Source organism: Bradyrhizobium sp. CCGB12 (assembly GCF_024199845.1).
Classification (GTDB): domain Bacteria; phylum Pseudomonadota; class Alphaproteobacteria; order Rhizobiales; family Xanthobacteraceae; genus Bradyrhizobium.
The window spans coordinates 6,602,048-6,621,789 of the sequence record NZ_JANADO010000001.1; the positions used below are offsets into that span (position 1 = coordinate 6,602,048).

Consider the following 19,742-nt stretch of genomic DNA (forward strand, 5'->3'; position numbering starts at 1 on the left):
TCCGATCAGTGGATTTTTGAATGGAGGCTGATATGCTCGATCTCGAGCTGCTGCGCAGCTTCGTCTCGGTGGTCGAGGCCGGCGGCTTCACCCGTGCCGGCGAGCGTGTCCACCGCACGCAATCGACCGTCAGCCAGCAGATCAAGCGGCTGGAGGAGGATGTCGGCCAGGTGCTGCTGCATCGCGACGGCAAGGACGTGCGCCCCACGGAGGCCGGCGAGCGGCTCTTGTCCTATGCGCGGCGGCTGCTCTCGCTCGCCGAGGAGGCGCGCGACGTGCTGCGCCAGCCGGGCGGCGAAGGCGCGATCCGGCTCGGCATTCCCGAGGATTTTGCGGCCTACCGGCTGACAAAGCTGCTGGGCGCATTCTCGCGCTCGCATCCGCGCCTGCGGCTCGACGTGCGCGCCGACCAGAGCAAGCATCTGGCCCGTGATCTCGAACGCGGCGAGCTCGACCTTGCGCTCTACAAGCGCGAGGCCGGCGCGAAGGACGCCATCGCGGTGTGGCCCGAGCGGGTGCACTGGGTCACCAGCAAGAGTCATCCGATCGACGTTGGCGTGGCGTCCGTGCCGCTGATCGGCTTTCCGCTCGGCTGCATCTATCGCGCCGGCGCCATCCACGCGCTGGAAAGCGCGGGCCGCGCCTGGCACACCGCCTACACGTCATCCAGTCTTTCCGGCATCCAGGCCGCGGTCGCCGCCGGCATGGGGCTGAGCATCCTGTCGGAGATGGCCATCCAGTCCGACCACCGCGTCCTGACCGCCAAGGACGGCTTCGCGCCGATCAACCGCACGGAGGTCGCATTGATGGCGTCCCCCGGCGCCAGCCCCGCGACGCTGCGGCTTGCGGAGCGGCTCGCCGAGTTTTGCGACGATGTGCAGGCGAAGGCAGCGTGATGGGATGCGTAGGGTGGGTTAGCCGTGCGGCTGCGCGAAGCGCCAGCCGCTCGGCGTAACCCGCCACTTTTGCATCCGCGGAGAAAGACAGTGGTGGGTTACGCGGAGCGTACCGTGCTTCGCACGAACGCTCCGCTAACCCACCCTACGAAACGCCCGCTTCAATAACACCGCGACGCTGCAATCGCATGGACGCGGCGGTCGCCGAGCAGATGGGCGACAAAGCCGTTGGCCGGAAAGATTTTTGCAAACGCCGCGTCGCGGATGCTGAGGCCGCCGGCATAGGCGCCGAAGGCGGGCATCACGGCGCGCATCCCGTCACTGGCAAAGCAGCGGCGCTCCATCGAGCGGCCACGCGCGGAGACGCGGGCCTTGGGATGCAAATGCCCGGCGATCTCGCCGTGCGCGCCGGTCGGCTCATGGCGGAAGGTGATCGGGCCGATCGCAACTTCGTCAGCGACGGTGCCGCCGAGGTCGCGCGGCAGCATGGGATCGTGATTGCCTGATATCCAGATCCAGTCGCGGCCCGACTGGAGCGCGGCGACAGCGTCGCGATCCTCTGCGGACAGGCGTTCATGGGCGGTGCGATCGTGAAAGCTGTCGCCGAGCGCGATGACGATCCGTGGATCATGGCGGGAGATGACAGCAGCAAGGCGGCTGAGCGTCGCCAGCGTGTCGTAAGGCGGCAGCAGCACGCCGCGCGTGGCGAAGCTGGAACCCTTCTCCAGATGCAGATCGGAGACGACGAGCAGGCGCTGCTCTTCCCAGAACAGCGCGCCGGAGAGATCGGCGTGGAGTGCGATGCCAGCGACATCCAGTCCGCCCGTTGATGTAATCGATAGCGCAACATGCTGCGTCATGGCCGGGCGTAGCCGTTCGAAGAACGGCGTCGCTTCCGCTCGCCTATGCCCGGCCATCCACGTTCTTGGCATCGCAAGAAAGACGTGGATGCCCGGGACAAGCCCGGGCATGACGATGTGGATTGAGCTGCGCCCCGAAAATACATTCTCGCCGTCTACGACATCGCTTCCTTGACCAGCTCGTCGGCGGCCTCGGCCAACAGCTCGTCTGCAGCTTCGCCATAAACTGACTCGCGGCCGATTTCCAGCATCACGGGGACGGCGAGCGGGGAGACGTGGTCGAGTTCCCGGTGCGTGATGCGGCCCTGGATGCGCATCAGCATGTCGCTGAGACGGCGCAGATCGAGCAGGCCGGTGGCGGCATCGGCGCGCGCGGCGCGCAAGAGGACGTGATCGGCCTGGTGCTTGCGCAGGACGTCGTAGACGAGATCGGTCGAGAACAGCACCTGGCGGCGGCTCTTCTCTTCGCCGGTGTGGCGGCGCGCGATCAGGCCGGAGATGATCGCGCAATTGCGGAAGGTGCGTTTCATCAAGGCGGATTCCGCGAGCCAGGCTTCGAGGTCGTCGCCGAGCATGTCAGGATCAAACAGCGCGTTGAGGTCGATCCGACCGTCGCGGATCATGAAGGAGAGATCGCCGAGCCCCCAGATCGCCACGGCATATTCATTGGCGACGAAGCCGAGCGGCCGCGCGCGGGCGCGCTCCAACCGGCGCGTCAGCAGCATGCCGAGGGTCTGATGCGCAAGGCGCCCCTCGAAGGGATAGCAGACGAGATAATGCTTGTTGGCGCGCGGAAAGCTTTCGACCAGGAGCTCGCGCACCGCGGGCACGCGCGAGACGTCCTTTTGCAGCGACAGCCAGTCGCGCACCTGCTCCGGCAGGCCACCCCATGCGCGGCCGTCATCGAGCAGCCGGCGCACGCGCTCGGCAAGATAGGTCGAGAGCGGGAACTTGCCACCCATGTAGGACGGCACCTTCGGGTCCTTGTCATGCGCGCGCGAGACATAGACCTGGTCCTCGACCAGAGCCTCGTAGCGCACCACCTCGCCTGAGAACACGAAGGTATCGCCCGGGCTCAAGCCCTCGATGAAGGCTTCCTCGATCTCGCCGAGCAGCCTGCCGCCGCGCGCGATCACGCCCGTCGAGCCGCCTGCTTTTCCTGCACCGCCGCCGCGGGAGCGCACCAGACGCACCTTCAGCATGTCGTCCTCGACGATGGTGCCGACATTCATGCGGTAGCTCTGCCGCACCTTTGGATTGGCGACGCGCCAGCGGCCCTCCTTGTCCTGCTTGATGCGGGCGAAGCGCTCATAGGTCTTCAGCGCGTAGCCGCCGGTGGCGACGAAATCGACGACGTCGTCGAAATCCTGGCGCGACAGATTTGCGTAAGGCGCGGCGGTGCGGACCTCGCGGTAGAGGTCATCGGAGAGGAACGGCTCGCCGCAGGCGCAGCCGAGCACGTGCTGCGCGAGCACGTCGAGCGCGCCGGTGCGAAGCGGCGGCGTGTCCTGCGCATTTTCGGCGATGGCATCGATGGCGACGCGGCACTCCAGCACCTCGAAGCGGTTGGCCGGCACCAGCACCGCGCGCGAGGCCTCGTCGAGGCGATGATTGGCGCGGCCGATGCGCTGCATCAGGCGCGAGGAGCCTTTTGGCGCGCCGATATTGACGACGAGATCGACATCGCCCCAGTCGACACCGAGGTCGAGCGAGGAGGTACAGACTACACCGCGCAGGCGTCCCGCCGACATGGCGTCCTCGACCTTGCGGCGTTGGGCGACGTCGAGCGAGCCGTGATGCAGCGCGATGGCAAGGCCGTCGTCGTTCATGCTCCAGAGATTCTGGAACAGCATCTCGGCCTGGCTGCGGGTGTTGACGAAGACCAGCGTGGTCTTGTTCGCCTTGATCAGCTCGTAGATCTCGGGGAGCGCATGGCGCGCGCTGTGGCCAGCCCAGGGCAGCCGCTCGCTTGTATCCAGCATCTCGACCTCAGGCGGCGCCGCGCCGCCGGCGACGACGATGTCGGCGGCAGCTTCCTTACCGTCGGTTTGCGGCACCAGGACGCGCGCGAGCTGATCCGGCTCGGCGACCGTCGCCGACAGGCCGATCGCGCGCAGCTGCGGCGCCAGCCTCCACAGCCGCGCCAGACCAAGCGAGAGCAGATCGCCGCGCTTGGACGTCACCAGCGCGTGCAGCTCGTCGAGCACGATGCGCTTGAGCGATGAGAACAGGAACGGCGCGTCGTCGGAGGACAGCAGCAGCGCGAGCTGCTCCGGCGTGGTCAGCAGGACATCCGGCGGATAGCGCCGCTGGCGCTGGCGGCGCGACACCGGCGTGTCGCCGGTGCGGGTCTCGACCTTGATCGGCAGCGCCATCTCGGCGATGGGACGCTCGAGGTTGCGCGCGATGTCGACGGCGAGCGCCTTGAGCGGCGAGATGTAGAGCGTGTGCAGGCCGCCGGTGCGCTGCAGGCTGTGGCCGGTGGAGACGAGGCTCTGCTTCGCGCTGGCCTTCTCTCGATCAGACGAGAGCTCCACCAGTGTCGGCAGAAATCCCGCCAAAGTCTTGCCGGCGCCGGTCGGCGCGATCAAGAGCGCGCTAGCGTCCTCGCGCGCCTTCTCCAACAGCGCCAATTGATGCGCGCGTGGCAACCAGCCGCGCGCCGCGAACCACGCATTGAAGCGGTCGGGCAGCAGTGCGGCGGGCTCGGCCGGGGTCTTGCGGATGCGGGGCGGCACGGCATGACAGGTAAGCCGTGAGGTCGGGTTCGTCGAGGGGTGGGCGGGATTTCAAGAGCGGGGCACCGCCTTCCCCTCTCCCCCTTGTGGGAGAGGGTGGATCGCCGCGCAGCGGCGAGACGGGTGAGGGGTATCGCGCCACGAACCATTCTCTTTCGAGACTGCGGAAAGATACCCCTCATCCGGCGCTTCGCGCCACCTTCTCCCACACGGGGAGAAGGGAGGAAAGTCTCCCTACTCCGACATCGGCTTGTCGGAGATGTCCCAATCCTTGCCGGTGAAGGTGGAGATGAACAGCGTCTTCATCGGCGTGTAGTCCTCGGGCGTGTAGCTGTAGGTGACGCCGTCGAGGAAATAGGGCGAGTGGAAGCCGTTGAGGTTCGAGGCCTGCTTCAGCACGTTGGCGCGGGTGAGCTCGTCGCCGCAACGGCGCAGGATCTCGCCCATGGTCACGGCCTGGCCGTAGCCGGCGAAGGCGATGGTATTGTCGGGATCGATCGCCGGCGTGTATTTCTTACGCAGCTCCTCGAACGCCATCACATCGGGATCCTTCTCCCATTTGGGCAGGCCGACTTCCTTGTTGTAGCGGATGGCGACGATGCCGGCGGCATTCTCCAGGCCCGCGGCGGAGAGGATGGAGCGGCCGGTCGAGCCCGCCGACAGCAATTGCAGCGGCTTCCAGCCGAGCTCGGCCACTTTCCGGATCGACTGCGACGACGCCTTGCCGGTCGAGATGTTGTAGAAGACGTCGGCGCCCGACTTCGAGAGGTTGATGAGCTGGGAATCGACGGTCGGCTCGGTCAGATCATAGGTCTGCTCCATGATCACCTTCGCGGTGCCGCCGGCGTCGGCCAGCACCTTCTTGAAGGGACCCAGGAAGTCGCGGCCGAAATCGTCGTTCTGGTAGAGGATGCCGATCTTGGCGTTCGGCTTCACGGCAACGACGTGGCGCGCCAGGATGCGCGCCTCGGTCGGATAGAGCGGCAGGCCCGCCATCGTCCATTTGAACTCCTTCGGGTTGTTCCACTTCGACGCGCCGGTGTTGAGCAGGAGCTGCGGCACGCCCTTGGAGTTCAGGTATTTGTGTACGGCGGTCTGCGGCGCGGTGCCGAGCGAGCCGTAGAGCGCAAGCACTTCCTCCTGCTCGACCAGGCGCCGCGTCGCCTCGACGCATTTCGGCGCGCTGTAGGCATCGTCCATGGTGAGGAACTTGATCTTGCGCCCGTTGATGCCGCCCTTCTCGTTCAGCATCTGGAAATAAGCTTCGCCGACGCGGCCGAGCACGCCGTAGAGCGAGCCGGGACCGGAATGCGGCACGGTCTGCCCGATCTTGATCTCGGTGTCGCTGGCGCCCGCATCATATTTCTTCTCCGCGGCCCAGACGTAAGGCGCCGGCAAGGTGGATGCAGCGATGGTGGCGAGCGCGCCGGCGCTGAAATCGCGCCGTGATGGATTCTTCGTCATTTTTGTTTCTCCCTAGCGCGGGCATTGTGCTGACATCGCAGCTCGGCTCGCAAGTGGGAAGTCGCGGCTTTGCGACGCAATGACGCTCAAATCGCAAGGCGACTAGCGCCTAGACTCAAGTTTTCTCGGCGACGACGACGAGGCCGCGCACCGGCTCATTGTTCTCGTTGCGGGGCGAGGCCGGCTCCAGCGTGAGAAGCTTCAGCCCGGCCTTCGCGATGGCGCTGCGCACATATTCCGCCGAATGGGCATAGCGCAGGCCTTCGCCGAGCACGATGCCGTTGCCGTCATGCGTCTCCAGCGTGAAGGCGAGCACGCCACTGGGCGCGAGCACGCGCATTGCTTCGTTCAGCACCGGCGCGAGATCGGAAAGATAGACGAACGCATCCGCGGCAACGACGAGGTTCGCGCTGGCATCAGCCTTGGTGCGCAGGCCCTCGATCATGTCGGCGACTTCGAGCTCGGCATAAAACTCGGTGGCGCGCGCCTCCTTGATCATGCCGGGCGACAGGTCGATACCAATGAAGTAATCGACCTGCTTGGCAAAGGCCGCGGCCGCAAGCCCGGTGCCGCAACCGAGATCGATGGTGCGCTTGAAGAAGGCTGGCTTCTTCGCGGCGACGCGCGCGGCCAGCACCGCCTTGAAGATCAGCGCGGGCGCGCGATAGCCGAGATCGTTGATCAGCGCGTGCTCGAACCGCGGCGCGTACTGGTCGAACAGGGCCTGCACATAGGCCTTGGGCATCTCCGCCATCTCGGCGTCGCCAAGCCGCATCAGATGCAGGCCGGCGCCGTGCTGATCCTCGGGATCGGACCGGCGCGCTTCTCGAAACGCCGCGATCGCCTTGTTGCGCTCACCGAGCTGCTGACGGATCTCGCCGAGCGTGAACCAGGCCGAGGTGAAATCAGGCGCGAGCTCGATCGCCTGCTCGATCAGGTCCGCGGCGGCGGGCAGATCACCCTTGAGCTGGAGGTCGCGCGCGAACTCGAAACGGCGGTCGGCCATGAGATCGCCGGAGGTCAGAAACAGGCGGAGCGGCATTGGAGGAACCGATTGTCATTGCCGGGCTTGATCCGGCAATCCATCAAAAAAGGAACTCTTTAGAAGGATGGATGCGCGGGTCAAGCCCGCGCATGACGGGTGAACTTGGGGTGTCTGCTCCCTATATGACGAAGATGCGTCCCCAAGACATCCTGCTGCCAGCTGCTGCCGGCCTGTGCTGCAAGCCCGGCGGCTTCCATATCGATCCTATTCGGCCGGTCGAGCGCGCCGTGATCACCCACGGCCATTCCGATCACGCCCGCGCCGGTCATGGTGCGGTGCTGGCGACCCAGGAAACGCTCGACATGATGCGGCTGCGCTATGGCGAGAATTTTGCCGGCTCGACGCAAGCGATCGGCTATGGCGAGGAAATCCGGCTCGGCGACGTCACCGTCAAATTTCACCCGGCCGGTCACGTGCTGGGCTCGGCGCAGATCGCTGTGACCTGCAAGGACACCTGCATCGTTGCCTCCGGCGACTACAAGGACGCACCCGACCCGACCTGCACGCCGTTCGAGCTGGTACCGTGCGACGTCTTCATCACAGAGGCGACGTTCGGCCTGCCGGTATTCCGGCATGGCGATGCCGCGGACGAGGTGAAGAAGCTGCTCGCCTCGGTCGCGCTGTTTCCGGAGCGCGCCCATCTGGTCGGCGCCTATTCGCTCGGCAAGGCGCAACGCGTGATCGCGCTGCTACGCCAGGCCGGCTACAGCGCGCCGATCTACCTCCATGGCGCGATGGAGACGATCACGCATTACTATCAGAGCCGCGGCATCGAGCTCGGCGAGCTCAGACCGGCGAAGGGCGTGAAGAAGGCGGCGCTCGCCGGCACCATCACGCTGGCGCCGCCGTCGGCGACATCCGACCTCTGGACACGGCGCTTTCCCGATCCCGTCACCGCCTTTGCGTCGGGGTGGATGCGCGTGCGCGCCCGCGCGCGGCAGCGCGGCATCGAACTGCCGCTGGTGATTTCCGACCACGCCGATTGGGATGGCCTCACCGCGACCATCGCGGCGACCGGCGCCGGCGAAATCTGGGTCACCCACGGCCAGGAAGACGCGCTGGTGCATTGGTGCCGAAGCAAAGGCTTGAAGGCGCAGCCGCTCGATCTCGTCGGCTATGGCGACGAGGAGGAGAGCGAGACGCCAATTCAAGACGAGGCCGAAGCATGAACCGCTTCGCCGAACTCTTGGACCGCCTCGCCTACGAGCCCGGCCGCAACAACAAGCTGCGGCTGATCACCGGCTATTTCCGCGAGGTCGGCGATCCCGACCGCGGCTATGCGCTGGCGGCGCTCACCGGCGCGCTCAGCTTCAAGCATGCCAAGCCCGCGCTGATCCGCGACCTCATCGCGGCGCGCACGGACGAGGTGCTGTTCGGATTGAGTTACGATTACGTCGGCGACCTCTCGGAGACGGTGGCGCTGATGTGGCCGAAGGCGCCGTTGGCCGCCCACAACAACCCGCCGCCTCCGACGCTGACCGAGGTCGTCACCACGCTGCGTACGCTCGGCAAGACCGAGCTGCCAAAGCAGCTCGAGCGCTGGCTCGACGAGCTCGATGAGACCGGGCGCTGGGCGCTGCTCAAGCTCGTCACCGGCGCGCTTCGTATCGGCATCTCTGCGCGCCTGGCAAAAACCGCGGCAGCGGCGCTCGGCGACAAGGACCCGCATGAGGTCGAGCTGATCTGGCCGGGGCTCGCGCCGCCCTATCTCGACCTGTTCGCCTGGCTGGAAGGCCGCGGCGAGAAGCCGGTCAATCGCGATCCCGCGCCGTTCCGGCCCGTGATGCTCGCGCATGCGATCGAGGACACGGATTTCGCTGCACTCGATCCCGCCGACTACATCGCCGAATGGAAATGGGACGGCATCCGCGTGCAGGCGGTGGCGGGGCGCGACGACCGCGGGCACATCACGGCGCGGCTCTATTCGCGCACCGGGGAGGACATCACGGGCAGCTTCCCGGATCTCGCGCCGTCGCTGCGCTTGCCCGGCGCGATCGACGGCGAGCTTCTGATCCTGCGCGAGGGACGCGTGCAGAGCTTCAACGTCCTGCAACAGCGGCTGAACCGCAAGGTCGTCTCGCCGAAGCTGATCAAGGAGTTTCCAATTCACTTGCGCGCCTACGATCTGCTCGGCGATGACGAGAACGATCTGCGCGAGCTGCCATTCGCGGAGCGGCGTGCACGGTTGGAGACCTTCGTCGCAAAGCTCGGCGATCCCCGCATCGACCTGTCGCCGACCGTCCCCTTCGCAAGCTGGGAGGCGCTCACCGCCGCGCGTGCCGATCCCAAGAGTGCCGGCGCAGGCGAGGACGCCGACGCCGTCGAGGGCGTGATGCTGAAGCGGCGCGATGCGCCATATTTGCCGGGACGGCCGAAGGGACAATGGTGGAAGTGGAAGCGCGATCCGCACATCGTCGATGCCGTGCTGATGTATGCGCAACGCGGCCACGGCAAGCGATCGTCCTATTACTCCGACTACACCTTCGGCGTCTGGACCGGCGGCGATGGTGGCGACGAGCTGGTGCCGGTCGGAAAGGCCTATTTCGGCTTCACCGACGAGGAGCTGCTGCAGATCGACCGCTTCGTCCGCCGCAACACCACCGAAAAATTCGGCCCTGTCCGCCATGTCGTGCACGAGCCGGACAAGGGGCTGGTGCTGGAGGTCGCGTTTGAGGGGCTGCAGCGCTCGCCGCGGCACAAATCCGGCGTCGCCATGCGCTTTCCCCGCATCAGCCGCTTGCGCTGGGACAAGCCGCCGCGAGAGGCGGACAGGCTGGAAACGCTGGAAAAGATGCTGAAAGCGGACGCGGCGGAGATTGAGGTGTGAGGCAACGATGCCGCCGCAACGGCAGTCCGCTCCCTCTCCCGCTGGCGGGAGAGGGTTGGGGAGAGGGTGTCTCCGCATTGGGATTTCCCCAGAGGCGAGAGCCCTCACCCGCGCCTTCGGCGCGACCTCTCCCGCAAGCGGGAGAGGTTGCACCCAGCCCGCGGCTCACGCTTGCCCGAATTAAACTCCCGTAACCCGATTGACGCTCGGTTGCGGGTTCCCCATGTGCCTCGCCGTGCCCTATAATGCGGTCGAATCCGCCCAAGGAGCTTCTGAGATGGCCCACGACGTCAGAGATTTGCCGGCCGGCCGCAGCGATGGCCTGAACCGCTTTCTCGGCGGCTCGCCGCTGGCGGTTGCGTTTCGCCTGGTCCTGCTCTCGATCCTGGTCGGCGTCGTGCTGGCGGCGATCGGCTTCGATCCCTGGAACATCATCTACAGCATCCGCCTCTTGTTCCAGCGGCTGTGGGATCTCGGCTTCGATGCCGTGAACTGGCTGTGGCGCTACTTCCTGCTCGGCGCGGTCATCGTGATCCCGATCTGGCTGCTCTCGCGCGTGTTCGGCGCGCCGCGCCGCTAAGTCCGGGAAATAATGGGGAGCCCGCAGCCGATGCAATTGCGCTTTGTCGGCTGCGGCGATGCCTTCGGCTCCGGCGGCAGGCTCAACACCTGCTTCCACGTCTCGGGGCGCGTGGCAAATTTCCTGATCGATTGCGCCGCGTCGGCTTTGCCGGCGCTGAAGCGGCTCGAGATCGACCGCAACGACATCGATCTCATTCTCATCACCCATTTCCACGGCGACCATTTTGCGGACTGCCGTTTGTCCTGCTCGACGCGCAATTCTCGCGGCGGACGCGGCCGCTGACGATCGCGGGCCCGCAAGGCATCGAGACGCGATTGGTGCAGGTCATGGAAGCGCTGTTCGAGCACTCCTCGAAGTCCAAGCAACGCTTTGAGCTCAACGTCGTCGAGCTCGCGCCCGGGCAACGCCAAACCTTCGGTGCGGTGACCGTGACGCCCTACCCGGTCGTGCACGGCGAATCCGGCGGGCCATTCCTCGCCTATCGCGTCGAGGCCGAGGGCCGCACGCTCGCCTACAGCGCCGATACCGAATGGACGGAGACGCTCATTCCGCTGGCGCATGGCGCAGACCTTTTCATTGCGGAAGCCTATATGTACGAGAAGGTGGTCAAGAACCACCTCAGCCTGAAGACCTTGGAACAGCATTTGCCAGCCATCGGCGCAAGACGCCTCGTCCTCACCCATATGAGCGACGACATGCTGTCGCGCCTGGATGACATCGCGCACCTCGCCGCCGAAGACGGCATGGTGCTCGTGTTCTGACATGCACGCGCCCGTTCATCCCAGGATCGGCTCCCGCCAGGTGTTCGCCATCGCCGGCCCTGCGATGGTCGCGAACCTCACCACGCCGCTGATCGGCGTGGTCTCGACCACCGCGATCGGGCGGCTCGACGATGCCGCCCTGCTCGGCGGCGTCGCGATGGCGTCCGTCATCTTCGATTGTCTGTTCTGGCTGTTCGGCTTCCTGCGCATGAGCACGCTCGCCTTCACCGCGCAGGCGCTTGGCGCCGGCGAGGCGCGCGAGCAGACCGCGATCCTGGTGCGCGGCTTCATCGTCGCCGGCCTGATCGGCGCCGCGCTGATTGCGCTGCAACTGCCGCTGACCTCGGCGCTGTTCGACCTGATGGGCGGCAGCGACGGCGTGACGCGCGCTGCGAAAACCTATTTCATGATTCGGATCTGGTCATCGCCATTCGCGTTCGCCAATTACGTCGTGCTCGGCTGGCTGGTCGGGCAAGCCCGCGCCAACCCCGCGCTTGGGCTCCAGGTCGTCATCAACCTCATCAACATGGCGGCGACGATCTTGCTGGTGCTGGTCTACGACGCCGGCATTGCCGGCGCGGCGATCGCCGCGCTGCTGTCGGAGACGACGGGCTTCGTGCTCGGTGTCATCGTCTGCCGACGCTATGCGGCCGGCGGCTTCGCCGTTCCCCGCGCCCGCCTGTTCGACCGCGCCAAGCTGATGCATCTGCTGGCGGTGAATTCCGACATCATGATCCGCACCGCGGCGCTGATCGCCGTGTTCCTGTTCTTCACCGCCAAGGGCGCGCGGGCCGGCGATGTCACGCTGGCCGCGAATTCCGTCCTCAACAACTTCCTGCTGGTCAGCGCCTTTTTCCTCGACGGCCTCGCCAACGCGGCCCAGCAGCTCTGCGGCCGCAGCTTTGGCGCGCGAGACGCTACGGGCTTTGCGAATTCGACCCGGCTGGTGCTCACATGGGGCCTCGGCTTCGCCTTGTTTGTCGCGGCGCTGTTCGCACTGTTTGGGCCAAACATCATCAGTTTCATGACCGCGAGCGAGGACGTCCGCCGCGCCGCGCGCGAGTTCCTGCCGTTCATCGTGCTCGCGCCCATCCCGGGCGTATTCGCCTTCGGCTTCGACGGCATCTATGTCGGCGCCACCTGGGCGCGCGAGATGCGCAATCTGATGCTGGTGTCACTCGCGATCTTTTTCGGCGTCTGGTGGGCGCTACAGTCGTTCGGCAATGCCGGGCTGTGGTGCGCGCTGATCGCGTTCTATATCGCGCGCGGTGGCTTGCAGGGCGCAAGATATCCGACGCTATACAGGGCGACGTTTTCTTCTCCCTCGCCCCGCTTGCGGGGAGAGGGTCGGGGTGAGGGGGAGTCTCCGCAAGGACGGTGAGAGTTGGACTCGCGGAGAGTCCCCCTCACCCGGAATCCGCGCTACGCGCGCATTCCGGCCTCTCCCCGCACGCGGGGAGAGGCGAAGAGCTACATCCCCGGCCAATCTTCCGCCGTGAGCGTCGCTGCGTCCGCGCCGACGATCTCGGAGAGTGAATCCCGTCCGGTGCGGAGTAGCGTCGAGGTCAGGTCGCGCTTGATCTCGTCGACGAGACCGAGGCCCTTGTAGACCAGCGACGAATAGAGCTGGATCAGGCTGGCACCGGCACGGATCTTCGTCAGCGCGGCCCCGCCGGAGTCGACGCCGCCGACGCCGATCAGCGGGAATGCGCCCTCGACACGCACATAGGTCTCCGCGACCATGCGCGTCGACAGGCGGAACAACGGCCGCCCGGACAGACCGCCCTGCTCCTTGGCCCGCATCCCCTCGCGTAGCGTGCTCGGCCGCGCGATGGTCGTGTTCGACACGATCATGCCGTCGACCCGGCGCGAGCGCGCCACCTGCACGACGTCGTCGAGCTGCGCGAGGCTGAGGTCGGGCGCGATCTTGAGCAGCACCGGCGTGTCGCCGGCCTTCTGCCTGACACGCTCGCGCGCGTCGATCACGTGTGCGAGGAGATCGTCGAGCAGCGCACCTTCCTGGAGATTGCGCAGGCCGGGTGTGTTCGGCGAGGAGACATTGACGGTGAAATAGCTCGCGACCGGCGCAAAGGTCTCGATCAGTTTGACGTAATCGGCGACGCGATCGGGCGAATCCTTGTTGGCGCCGACATTGACGCCGACGATGCCGCCATGCTGCGCGCGCGCGGCGAGCCGGCGCAGCGCAACTTCCGCGCCGTCATTGTTGAAGCCCATGCGGTTGATGACGGCCTCGTCGCGCTCGAGCCGGAACAGTCGCGGCCGCGGATTGCCGCCTTGCGGCTTCGGCGTGACCGAGCCGATCTCGACGAAGCCGAAGCCGAGCCGCAGCAGCGCATCCGGCACCTCGGCGCTCTTGTCGAAGCCCGCGGCCATGCCGATGGGATTCGGGAAGTTGAGCCCGAAGGCGCGCACCGCGAGCTTGGGATCATCAGTGCGCGGCTTGACCGGCGGCAGGAAGCGCAGGCCCTGGATCGCCAGACGATGCGCATCCTCCGGGTCGAGCCAGCGCAGCACCGGCAGCGAAAAGGCGTCGAAAGCGCGGATCACGGGGCAAGCTCCGGAACGTCGTGGCTGCCGTCGGAGCGCATGTTGAGGTTCACCACCGAGAGCACCGCGCCGAGATCGAGCTCGCCATAGAGATGCGGAAACAGCTCGTCGTTGCGCGAGCGTTCCCAGCGCAGCTCGCTGCCGAGCGCATCGCCGTCGACCTCGACCAGGAACAGCGCGCGCTGCCCGAAATAGTGCTTGCGCAAGGTCTCGGGAACCTGGGCGGCAGTCGAGAAATGGATGAAGCCGTCGCGCGCATCGTCGGCGCTGCCGAGGTAGACACCCTGCCGTTCCGCCTCACGCCATGCCGATGCCGGACAGATTTTGTAGATCTTGACCACCGCTTACGCAGTCCTGTTTGCTCTTTGAGTCTTTTGGGTTTTTTCGTCTCGTGCGGGTCCTCAAAACCCGGGCGCGACCGTAAAGGCGGCCTCCTCCGAACTCAAGAGTTAGACCCCATTCCGTTCCGATGAAATCGGAACGGGGCTCAAATTCTTGTTTTTGACGCTTTTCCTGGGAGCGAACCGGTATCCACTGCGCTTGAAAATGCCTTGGCAGTCGCCTCTTGCGCGAAAAACGGAAAACCGGTTGATTTGAGGATAGTTTTCCTGAGTTGCGACGGGCTGGGACCTTGCATGGTCAAGCAGGCCAAAGCGCAGAGGATGCTGACTCACGACCAGATCTGGGTCGCGCTGGATCGGCTGGCGGCGCGCGCCGGCCTGTCGCCGTCCGGCCTTGCCAAGCGCGCCGGGCTCGATCCCACCACCTTCAACAGGTCGAAGCGCGTCACCTCGGACGGCCGCGAGCGCTGGCCCTCGACCGAATCGATCGCGAAGGCGCTGGCGGCGGCCGGCGCCTCGATCGACAGCTTTGCAAGGCTGATCGACGAAGACGCCGCCGACGGCCGCTCGGTACCGCTGCTCGGCTTTGCGCTCGCCGGCACGAGCACAGCTTTCGACGAATCCGGTTTTCCGGCCGGCAAGGGCTGGAGCGAAATCGCGCTTCCCACCGCCGAGGACGGCCACGCCTTTGCGCTGGAGATTTCCGGCGATGCGCTCCAGCCTGCCTATCGCGACGGCGACATCATCCTGGTCTCGCCCAGCACGCCGATCCGCAAGGGCGATCGCGTGGTGGTGAAGACGAGGACGGACGAGGTGACGATCGCGACGCTGAAGCGCCGCACGGCCAAGGCGCTGGACTTGCAGCCGCTCGATGCGTCGCAGGCGGCACGGACGATCGCGGTGAACGACGTTGCCTGGATGGCGCGGATCGTCTGGGCAAGCCAGTGAGGCAAACTCGCTGTCGTCCTGGCGAAAGCCAGGACCCATCACCCCAAGAGGGAATCGTAGCGCGAGTTGGTCACCTCCAGTCCCCATAATCACATCTGACGGTGGCTATGGGTCCTGGCTTTCGCCAGGACGACTTTGGGAAGACAGGCTACGCGTTCACCAGGCGCCCCTCACGCGCTCCGCGCCAGCGCGCCGTCAATCATGTTCACCGCGTTCTGCACGCCATACACCGCGACGAAGGAGCCAAAACGCGGGCCCTTCTCCTGGCCGAGCAGCACCTGGTAGAGCATGTTGAACCAGTCGAGCGTGACGCCGGGACGGCCATCCTTGCCCTTCTTGACCTGGTCGAGGAACGGCTCGCGGCGTCCGATCTCATAGACGACGTTCTGGATGTCCTCGGCAGAGGCGTCCGGCGCCAGCTGCGACAGCGCATCGCGCAGATCCTGCAGCGCGGCGCGTTCGGCCTCAATGGGCTCGCGGAATTGCTTCGTCGGCGCGACGAAATCGCGGTAGTAGTTGATGGCATAGCCGACCATGGCATCGAGCTTGGGATGCGTCTGCGGGCTCACGCCGGGGCGGTAGCGGCCGATGAAACCCCACAGCGTCTCGGCATTCTCCGCGTTCGACGACGACACCAGCGTGAGCAGAAGCTGGAAGGTGACGGGCATGTCGCCCTTCGGCGGATGGCCGTTGTGGATATGCCAGACCGGATTGCCGAGCTGCTGCTTGTCGTCCTGCCTGGCAAAGCCATCGATGAACTGCTGATAATCGTCGACATTGCGCGGGATGACGTCGAAATACAGCCGCTTGGCCGCTTTCGGCTCGCGGTACATGAACAGCGACAGCGATTCCGGCGAGGCGTAGCGCAGCCATTCATCGATGGTCAGGCCGTTGCCCTTCGACTTCGAGATCTTTTGGCCCTTCTCGTCGAGGAAGAGCTCGTAATTGAAGCCTTCGGGCGGCGTGGCGCCGAGCGCCCTGGCGATCGCGCCGGACAGCTTGACCGAATCGATCAGGTCCTTGCCGGCCATCTCGTAGTCGACGCCGAGCGCGACCCAGCGCATCGCCCAGTCGGCCTTCCATTGGCACTTGACGTTGCCCCCGGTCACGGGCGTCTCGACTTCCTGGTTTGTATCAGGATCGACATAGGTCACTGTGCCGGCCGCGACGTCGCGGCGGATCATCGGCACTTGCAGCACGACACCCGTGGTCTTGCTGATGGGGAGGAACGGCGAATAGGTCGCACGGCGATCGGGGCCGAGCGTCGGCAGGATGATCGCCATGATCTTGTCGTAGGCGGCCAGCATCTTGAGCAGCGTCGCGTCGAAGCGGCCGGACGTGTAATAGTCGGTCGAGCTCGCGAACTCGTAATCGAAGCCGAAATGATCCAGAAACGCGCGCAAGCGCGCGTTGTTGTGCGCGCCGAACGACGGATATTCGTTGGAGAACGGATCCGGCACCCGCGTCAGCGGCTTGCCGATATGAGCGGCCAGCATGTCCTTGTTGGGGACGTTGTCGGGCACCTTCCGAAACCCGTCCATGTCGTCGGAGAACGCGAGTAGCCGCGTCTTGATCTTGTCCTCGGTCAGCACCCGGAAGGCATGCCGCACCATCGAGGTGCGCGCGACCTCGCCGAACGTGCCGATATGCGGCAGGCCGGAGGGACCGTAGCCGGTCTCGAACAGCACCTCGTCCTTCGGGCTTTTCTTCAGCCGCGCGACAATGGCCTTCGCCTGCTCGAACGGCCAGGCGTTGGATTGTTCGGCGAGCGCACGAAGATCGCTCGGGGTCATGTTCGGATCGGTAACGGACATCAAGGGGCCTCCGGGCCGCGGAAAATAGCGATTTCCGGGCAGAATGCAATTTTGTGGAGCGAAGCAGCCGCCTCCGTCGTCATTGCGAGCCAACGGGTCCGCGCGAAGCGCGGCCCGCTGACAGGCTCCGCGAAGCAATCCAGAGTCTTTCCGCAGAAACAGTCTGGATTGCTTCGTCGCAAGGGCTCCTCGCAATGACAGCGGGGGAAGCAGCGACGCAGCTAGAACGGGCTCACCGAGAAATAGCGCAGCCACAGATCGGTGTAGCGGCCTTTTTCCCAGACGCGGAACAGGGCCCAATTCAGCGCCTGGCGCAGCACGTCGTTGCCCTTGCGCACGGCAATGCCGACGCCCTCGCCGAAGAAGCGGCTCTCGACGAAGGGACCACCGGAGAAGGCGCAGCAATCGCCGGAATCGGTACCGTTGATCCAGAACGCGAGCGAGATGGCGTCGCCGAAGATGAAATCGACCTCGCCCTTGCGAAGCGCCGTGCGAAGTGCGTCGTCATTGGGATAGGCGTGCAGCTCGGCGTCGGTGAACATCGCCTTGAGATATGCCTCATGCGCGGAGCCCGCGACGACGCCGACCTTCTTGCCTTCGAGATATTCGGGGCGGATCTCCGGCATCACCGCATCCTTGCGCGAGACGAAGCGCGCCGGCACCCGGTAATAAGGATCGGTGAAATCGACGCGGGCGCGCAGCTGCGGGCTCACCGCCATCGAGGCGATGATGGCATCGCCCCGGTTCGAGGTGAGCGCGTCGACCAGCGTCTCGAAGCGGCGCATCTGCACCGTGCAGGTCACCTTGATCTCCTCGCACAGGCTGCGTGCGAGGTCGACGTTGAAGCCGGCCGGATTGCCGTCGGCGCCGGTGAAGTTGAACGGCGGATAGTCGGTCTCGGTCAGGAAACGGATCACGGTCAGGCGCGACAGGTCCGGGCGCTCCGGCCGCCGCCGCGGGTCCCAGAAGCCGGGCACGGCCTGCGGGGCGGCTTGAGGGGCAGTTTGCGGCGTGGCCTGGGGCGCCTCGGGCGGCCGCTTGGCGGGGGCCTGCGCGTTCGCCGTGGCTAGCCCTGCGAGCAGGCAGACGGCAGCCGCCAGCCCAAGCAGGACCCGGCGCACGGTTTTGGGCGATTTTACCTGTCGCGACGGAGCCATCGGCCGAAATGAACGAATTTCGTTGAGATCGGAGGGCCTTATAGACCATCCCGCCGGGAACGCGAGTGCCGATTGCGGCCAAGGGGACGGTGCGCTCCCTCCCCCGCTCGCGGGGAGGGTCGGGGAGTGCCTCAACGACGAAGACTCCCCCAGAGGATGGAGCCCTCACCCGCGCCTTCGGCGCGACCTCTCCCGCCAGCGGGAGAGGTGCAGCGGAGTTCGCCGCTCGATCCAGCCCCCTCTCAGAGATACTTCTTCAAATCAGCGGCCGCCTCCTCCGGAGTCCGCTTCAAATTGAACGGCGAGACGAACCTCCCGTCGCGATCCATCAGATAGATCAGTGCCGTATGGTCCATGGTGTAGTCGCCGTCCTTGGTCGGGACCTTCTTGGCGTAGACACGGTAGGAGGTGATAACCTTGGCGGTCTCGGCGGGATCGCCGGACAGGCCCTCGAGGTGCGGATCGAAGCTCGACAGATAGTCCTTCATCGTCGCCGGCGTGTCGCGCTCGGGATCGACCGAGATGAAGATGGCATTGACCTTGTCGGCATCCTTGCCCATCGCGCGCAGCACCTCCGAGATCTCGAACAGCGAGGTCGGGCAGACGTCGGGGCAATGGGTGTAGCCGAAGAAGATCAGGGTCGGCTTGCCCTTCAGTGTCTTGTCGGTGACGGCCTTGCCGTTCTGGTCGGTGAGCTGGAACGGGCCGCCGATCGCGGCCGGCTGCGCCACCTTGTTCACCCCGCCCATGGCCCAGAACATGATCAGCAACCCGACGACGAGGCTTGCGGCGAAGGCGGTTGCGATCACCAGTGGACGGGCCATGGAGCTCATTGGCGAAACATTTCCTGTCGGGATCAGAAGCAGGCGGCGAAGCCGGTCCTGATCATTTCGAAGAACACCTGGGTGCCATAATGGAACCAGAGCGCAAGGGCGGCGACCACGACGAGCGCGCCAAGGCCTGCGCCCATCCACAGCAGCACGGACGGCATCCGGCCGGCAGTGGGCGAATTGTCCTGTACCGGGTGGGCTGGGTGCAGTGGTTGAGCCATGGCAACGACCAGAGCGAAGGCCCCGGTTCCCTGCCTCTCAGATAGGCGTTGGCCCACCGGCGGGCAAGCACCGGCGGGCCAATGTCAAATCGTGCCGATGGGATTAGCGAACCAGCTGGCCCCGGGCGGATTCCAGCTGTTCCGGAGGCGGAAGAGCGCGGCGCAAGGGCCTGCTGGTCGAAGCCTGCGCGTCCAGGTAGCATGGCTTGTACATGGCCTGGAGCTGCTTGCCCCTCAGGAAGAGCATATGCGGGGTGAGGCCGCCGCGCTGGGAGATCCAGCGCTTCACCTGCGACGGATACATCGCATAGAGCATCTGGGTCGCTTCGGGGTTGGTGATGGCGCGGCCGTTGCTGCCGAAGTCCCACGCGGCATGGAACCCAAGCGTCGCGTGCGAGGTCACACAGATGCGGTCACGCGGAATGGCACCGAGGACGATGGTACAGGCCGAAGCGCAGAGGCCGTCGATGATGACGGTATCACCCGATTGCCGCAGGTCCTGATATTTGTCGACATAGGTCCCGATCCGACCGCCGCGGTCGTCCGCGATCCGGACCACCGCCTGAGAAGCCCCCATGCAAGCGATCAGCAGAACCGTCGCAAGCACCCCAGTCAGAAACCTCATTGTCCCCCCGCCCCAGTCGATTTCGAATCTGCGTGTCAGGTTCGTGATGCGTGGCTAGCGTCCG

At 65.7% G+C, this 19,742-nt stretch carries 17 protein-coding genes and 1 pseudogene; 7 read left to right on the plus strand and 11 right to left on the minus strand.

What is annotated here, in order from left to right; genetic code table 11:
- The first annotated feature begins 32 nt into the window (after window positions 1-32).
- The gene (locus NLM27_RS30240; protein WP_254148967.1) at window positions 33-896 is read left to right on the plus strand and encodes a LysR family transcriptional regulator; all 864 of its coding nucleotides are present in this window, start codon (window positions 33-35) and stop codon (window positions 894-896) included.
- Between the two features lie 161 nt (window positions 897-1,057).
- Here NLM27_RS30240 and pdeM read toward each other — a convergent pair whose 3' ends face one another.
- The 4 genes from pdeM to NLM27_RS30260 all read right to left on the minus strand — a co-directional run bounded on the left by pdeM (window position 1,058) and on the right by NLM27_RS30260 (window position 7,000).
- The gene (pdeM, locus tag NLM27_RS30245) at window positions 1,058-1,756 is read right to left on the minus strand and encodes a ligase-associated DNA damage response endonuclease PdeM (protein ID WP_254148968.1); all 699 of its coding nucleotides are present in this window, start codon (window positions 1,754-1,756) and stop codon (window positions 1,058-1,060) included.
- 155 nt (window positions 1,757-1,911) lie between these two features.
- A complete protein-coding gene (locus NLM27_RS30250; RefSeq protein WP_254146753.1) occupies window positions 1,912-4,494 on the minus strand; it encodes a ligase-associated DNA damage response DEXH box helicase in 2,583 nt (860 codons plus the stop codon).
- A 234-nt stretch (window positions 4,495-4,728) separates the two neighbouring features.
- A complete protein-coding gene (locus NLM27_RS30255; protein WP_254146754.1) occupies window positions 4,729-5,958 on the minus strand; it encodes an ABC transporter substrate-binding protein in 1,230 nt (409 codons plus the stop codon).
- A gap of 115 nt (window positions 5,959-6,073) precedes the next feature.
- The gene (locus tag NLM27_RS30260; protein WP_254146755.1) at window positions 6,074-7,000 is read right to left on the minus strand and encodes a class I SAM-dependent methyltransferase; all 927 of its coding nucleotides are present in this window, start codon (window positions 6,998-7,000) and stop codon (window positions 6,074-6,076) included.
- Window positions 7,001-7,134: 134 nt separating this feature from the next.
- Here NLM27_RS30260 and NLM27_RS30265 point away from each other — a divergent pair, with 134 nt between their 5' ends.
- The 5 genes and pseudogenes from NLM27_RS30265 (at window position 7,135) to NLM27_RS30285 (ending at window position 12,555) form a co-directional block, all read left to right on the plus strand.
- On the plus strand, window positions 7,135-8,172 hold the full coding sequence (locus tag NLM27_RS30265) for a ligase-associated DNA damage response exonuclease (RefSeq protein ID WP_254148969.1): 1,038 nt from the start codon (window positions 7,135-7,137) through the stop codon (window positions 8,170-8,172).
- Window positions 8,169-9,830 (plus strand): cisplatin damage response ATP-dependent DNA ligase, encoded by a 1,662-nt coding sequence (locus NLM27_RS30270; protein WP_254146756.1) that lies wholly within the window; start codon window positions 8,169-8,171, stop codon window positions 9,828-9,830. Before NLM27_RS30265 ends, NLM27_RS30270 begins: the two co-directional genes overlap by 4 nt.
- Before the next feature lie 277 nt (window positions 9,831-10,107).
- Window positions 10,108-10,410: a DUF6460 domain-containing protein gene (locus NLM27_RS30275; protein WP_254123835.1), complete on the plus strand. Its 303-nt coding sequence runs from the start codon at window positions 10,108-10,110 to the stop codon at window positions 10,408-10,410.
- A gap of 30 nt (window positions 10,411-10,440) precedes the next feature.
- Window positions 10,441-11,174, plus strand: a pseudogene (locus NLM27_RS30280) (MBL fold metallo-hydrolase).
- Between the two features lies 1 nt (window position 11,175).
- Window positions 11,176-12,555, plus strand: a complete 1,380-nt coding sequence (locus NLM27_RS30285) for an MATE family efflux transporter (RefSeq protein WP_254146757.1) — start codon at window positions 11,176-11,178, stop codon at window positions 12,553-12,555.
- A gap of 89 nt (window positions 12,556-12,644) precedes the next feature.
- Here NLM27_RS30285 and NLM27_RS30290 read toward each other — a convergent pair whose 3' ends face one another.
- Together NLM27_RS30290 and NLM27_RS30295 are read right to left on the minus strand one after the other, a co-directional pair.
- Complete coding sequence (locus NLM27_RS30290; protein ID WP_254146758.1) at window positions 12,645-13,742, minus strand: quinone-dependent dihydroorotate dehydrogenase; 1,098 nt, start codon at window positions 13,740-13,742, stop codon at window positions 12,645-12,647.
- Window positions 13,739-14,083, minus strand: a complete 345-nt coding sequence (locus NLM27_RS30295; RefSeq protein WP_254146759.1) for a DUF952 domain-containing protein — start codon at window positions 14,081-14,083, stop codon at window positions 13,739-13,741. Before NLM27_RS30295 ends, NLM27_RS30290 begins: the two co-directional genes overlap by 4 nt.
- A 294-nt stretch (window positions 14,084-14,377) precedes the next feature.
- On the opposite strand from NLM27_RS30295, the gene NLM27_RS30300 reads away from it, so the two are divergent.
- Window positions 14,378-15,031: a helix-turn-helix transcriptional regulator gene (locus NLM27_RS30300; RefSeq protein ID WP_254146760.1), complete on the plus strand. Its 654-nt coding sequence runs from the start codon at window positions 14,378-14,380 to the stop codon at window positions 15,029-15,031.
- A gap of 170 nt (window positions 15,032-15,201) precedes the next feature.
- Here NLM27_RS30300 and NLM27_RS30305 read toward each other — a convergent pair whose 3' ends face one another.
- The 5 genes from NLM27_RS30305 to NLM27_RS30325 form a co-directional block, all read right to left on the minus strand.
- Window positions 15,202-16,845, minus strand: coding sequence for a lysine--tRNA ligase (locus tag NLM27_RS30305; protein WP_254146761.1), 1,644 nt, complete (start codon window positions 16,843-16,845; stop codon window positions 15,202-15,204).
- A 221-nt stretch (window positions 16,846-17,066) separates the two neighbouring features.
- Entirely contained in the window at window positions 17,067-18,002 is a 936-nt protein-coding gene (locus NLM27_RS30310; protein WP_254146762.1) for a transporter substrate-binding domain-containing protein, read from the minus strand.
- A gap of 242 nt (window positions 18,003-18,244) precedes the next feature.
- Window positions 18,245-18,835, minus strand: coding sequence for an SCO family protein (locus tag NLM27_RS30315; RefSeq protein ID WP_254146763.1), 591 nt, complete (start codon window positions 18,833-18,835; stop codon window positions 18,245-18,247).
- A gap of 23 nt (window positions 18,836-18,858) precedes the next feature.
- Window positions 18,859-19,053: a hypothetical protein gene (locus NLM27_RS30320; protein WP_254146764.1), complete on the minus strand. Its 195-nt coding sequence runs from the start codon at window positions 19,051-19,053 to the stop codon at window positions 18,859-18,861.
- 103 nt (window positions 19,054-19,156) lie between these two features.
- Window positions 19,157-19,678, minus strand: a complete 522-nt coding sequence (locus NLM27_RS30325) for a hypothetical protein (protein ID WP_254146765.1) — start codon at window positions 19,676-19,678, stop codon at window positions 19,157-19,159.
- Window positions 19,679-19,742 lie beyond the last annotated feature (64 nt).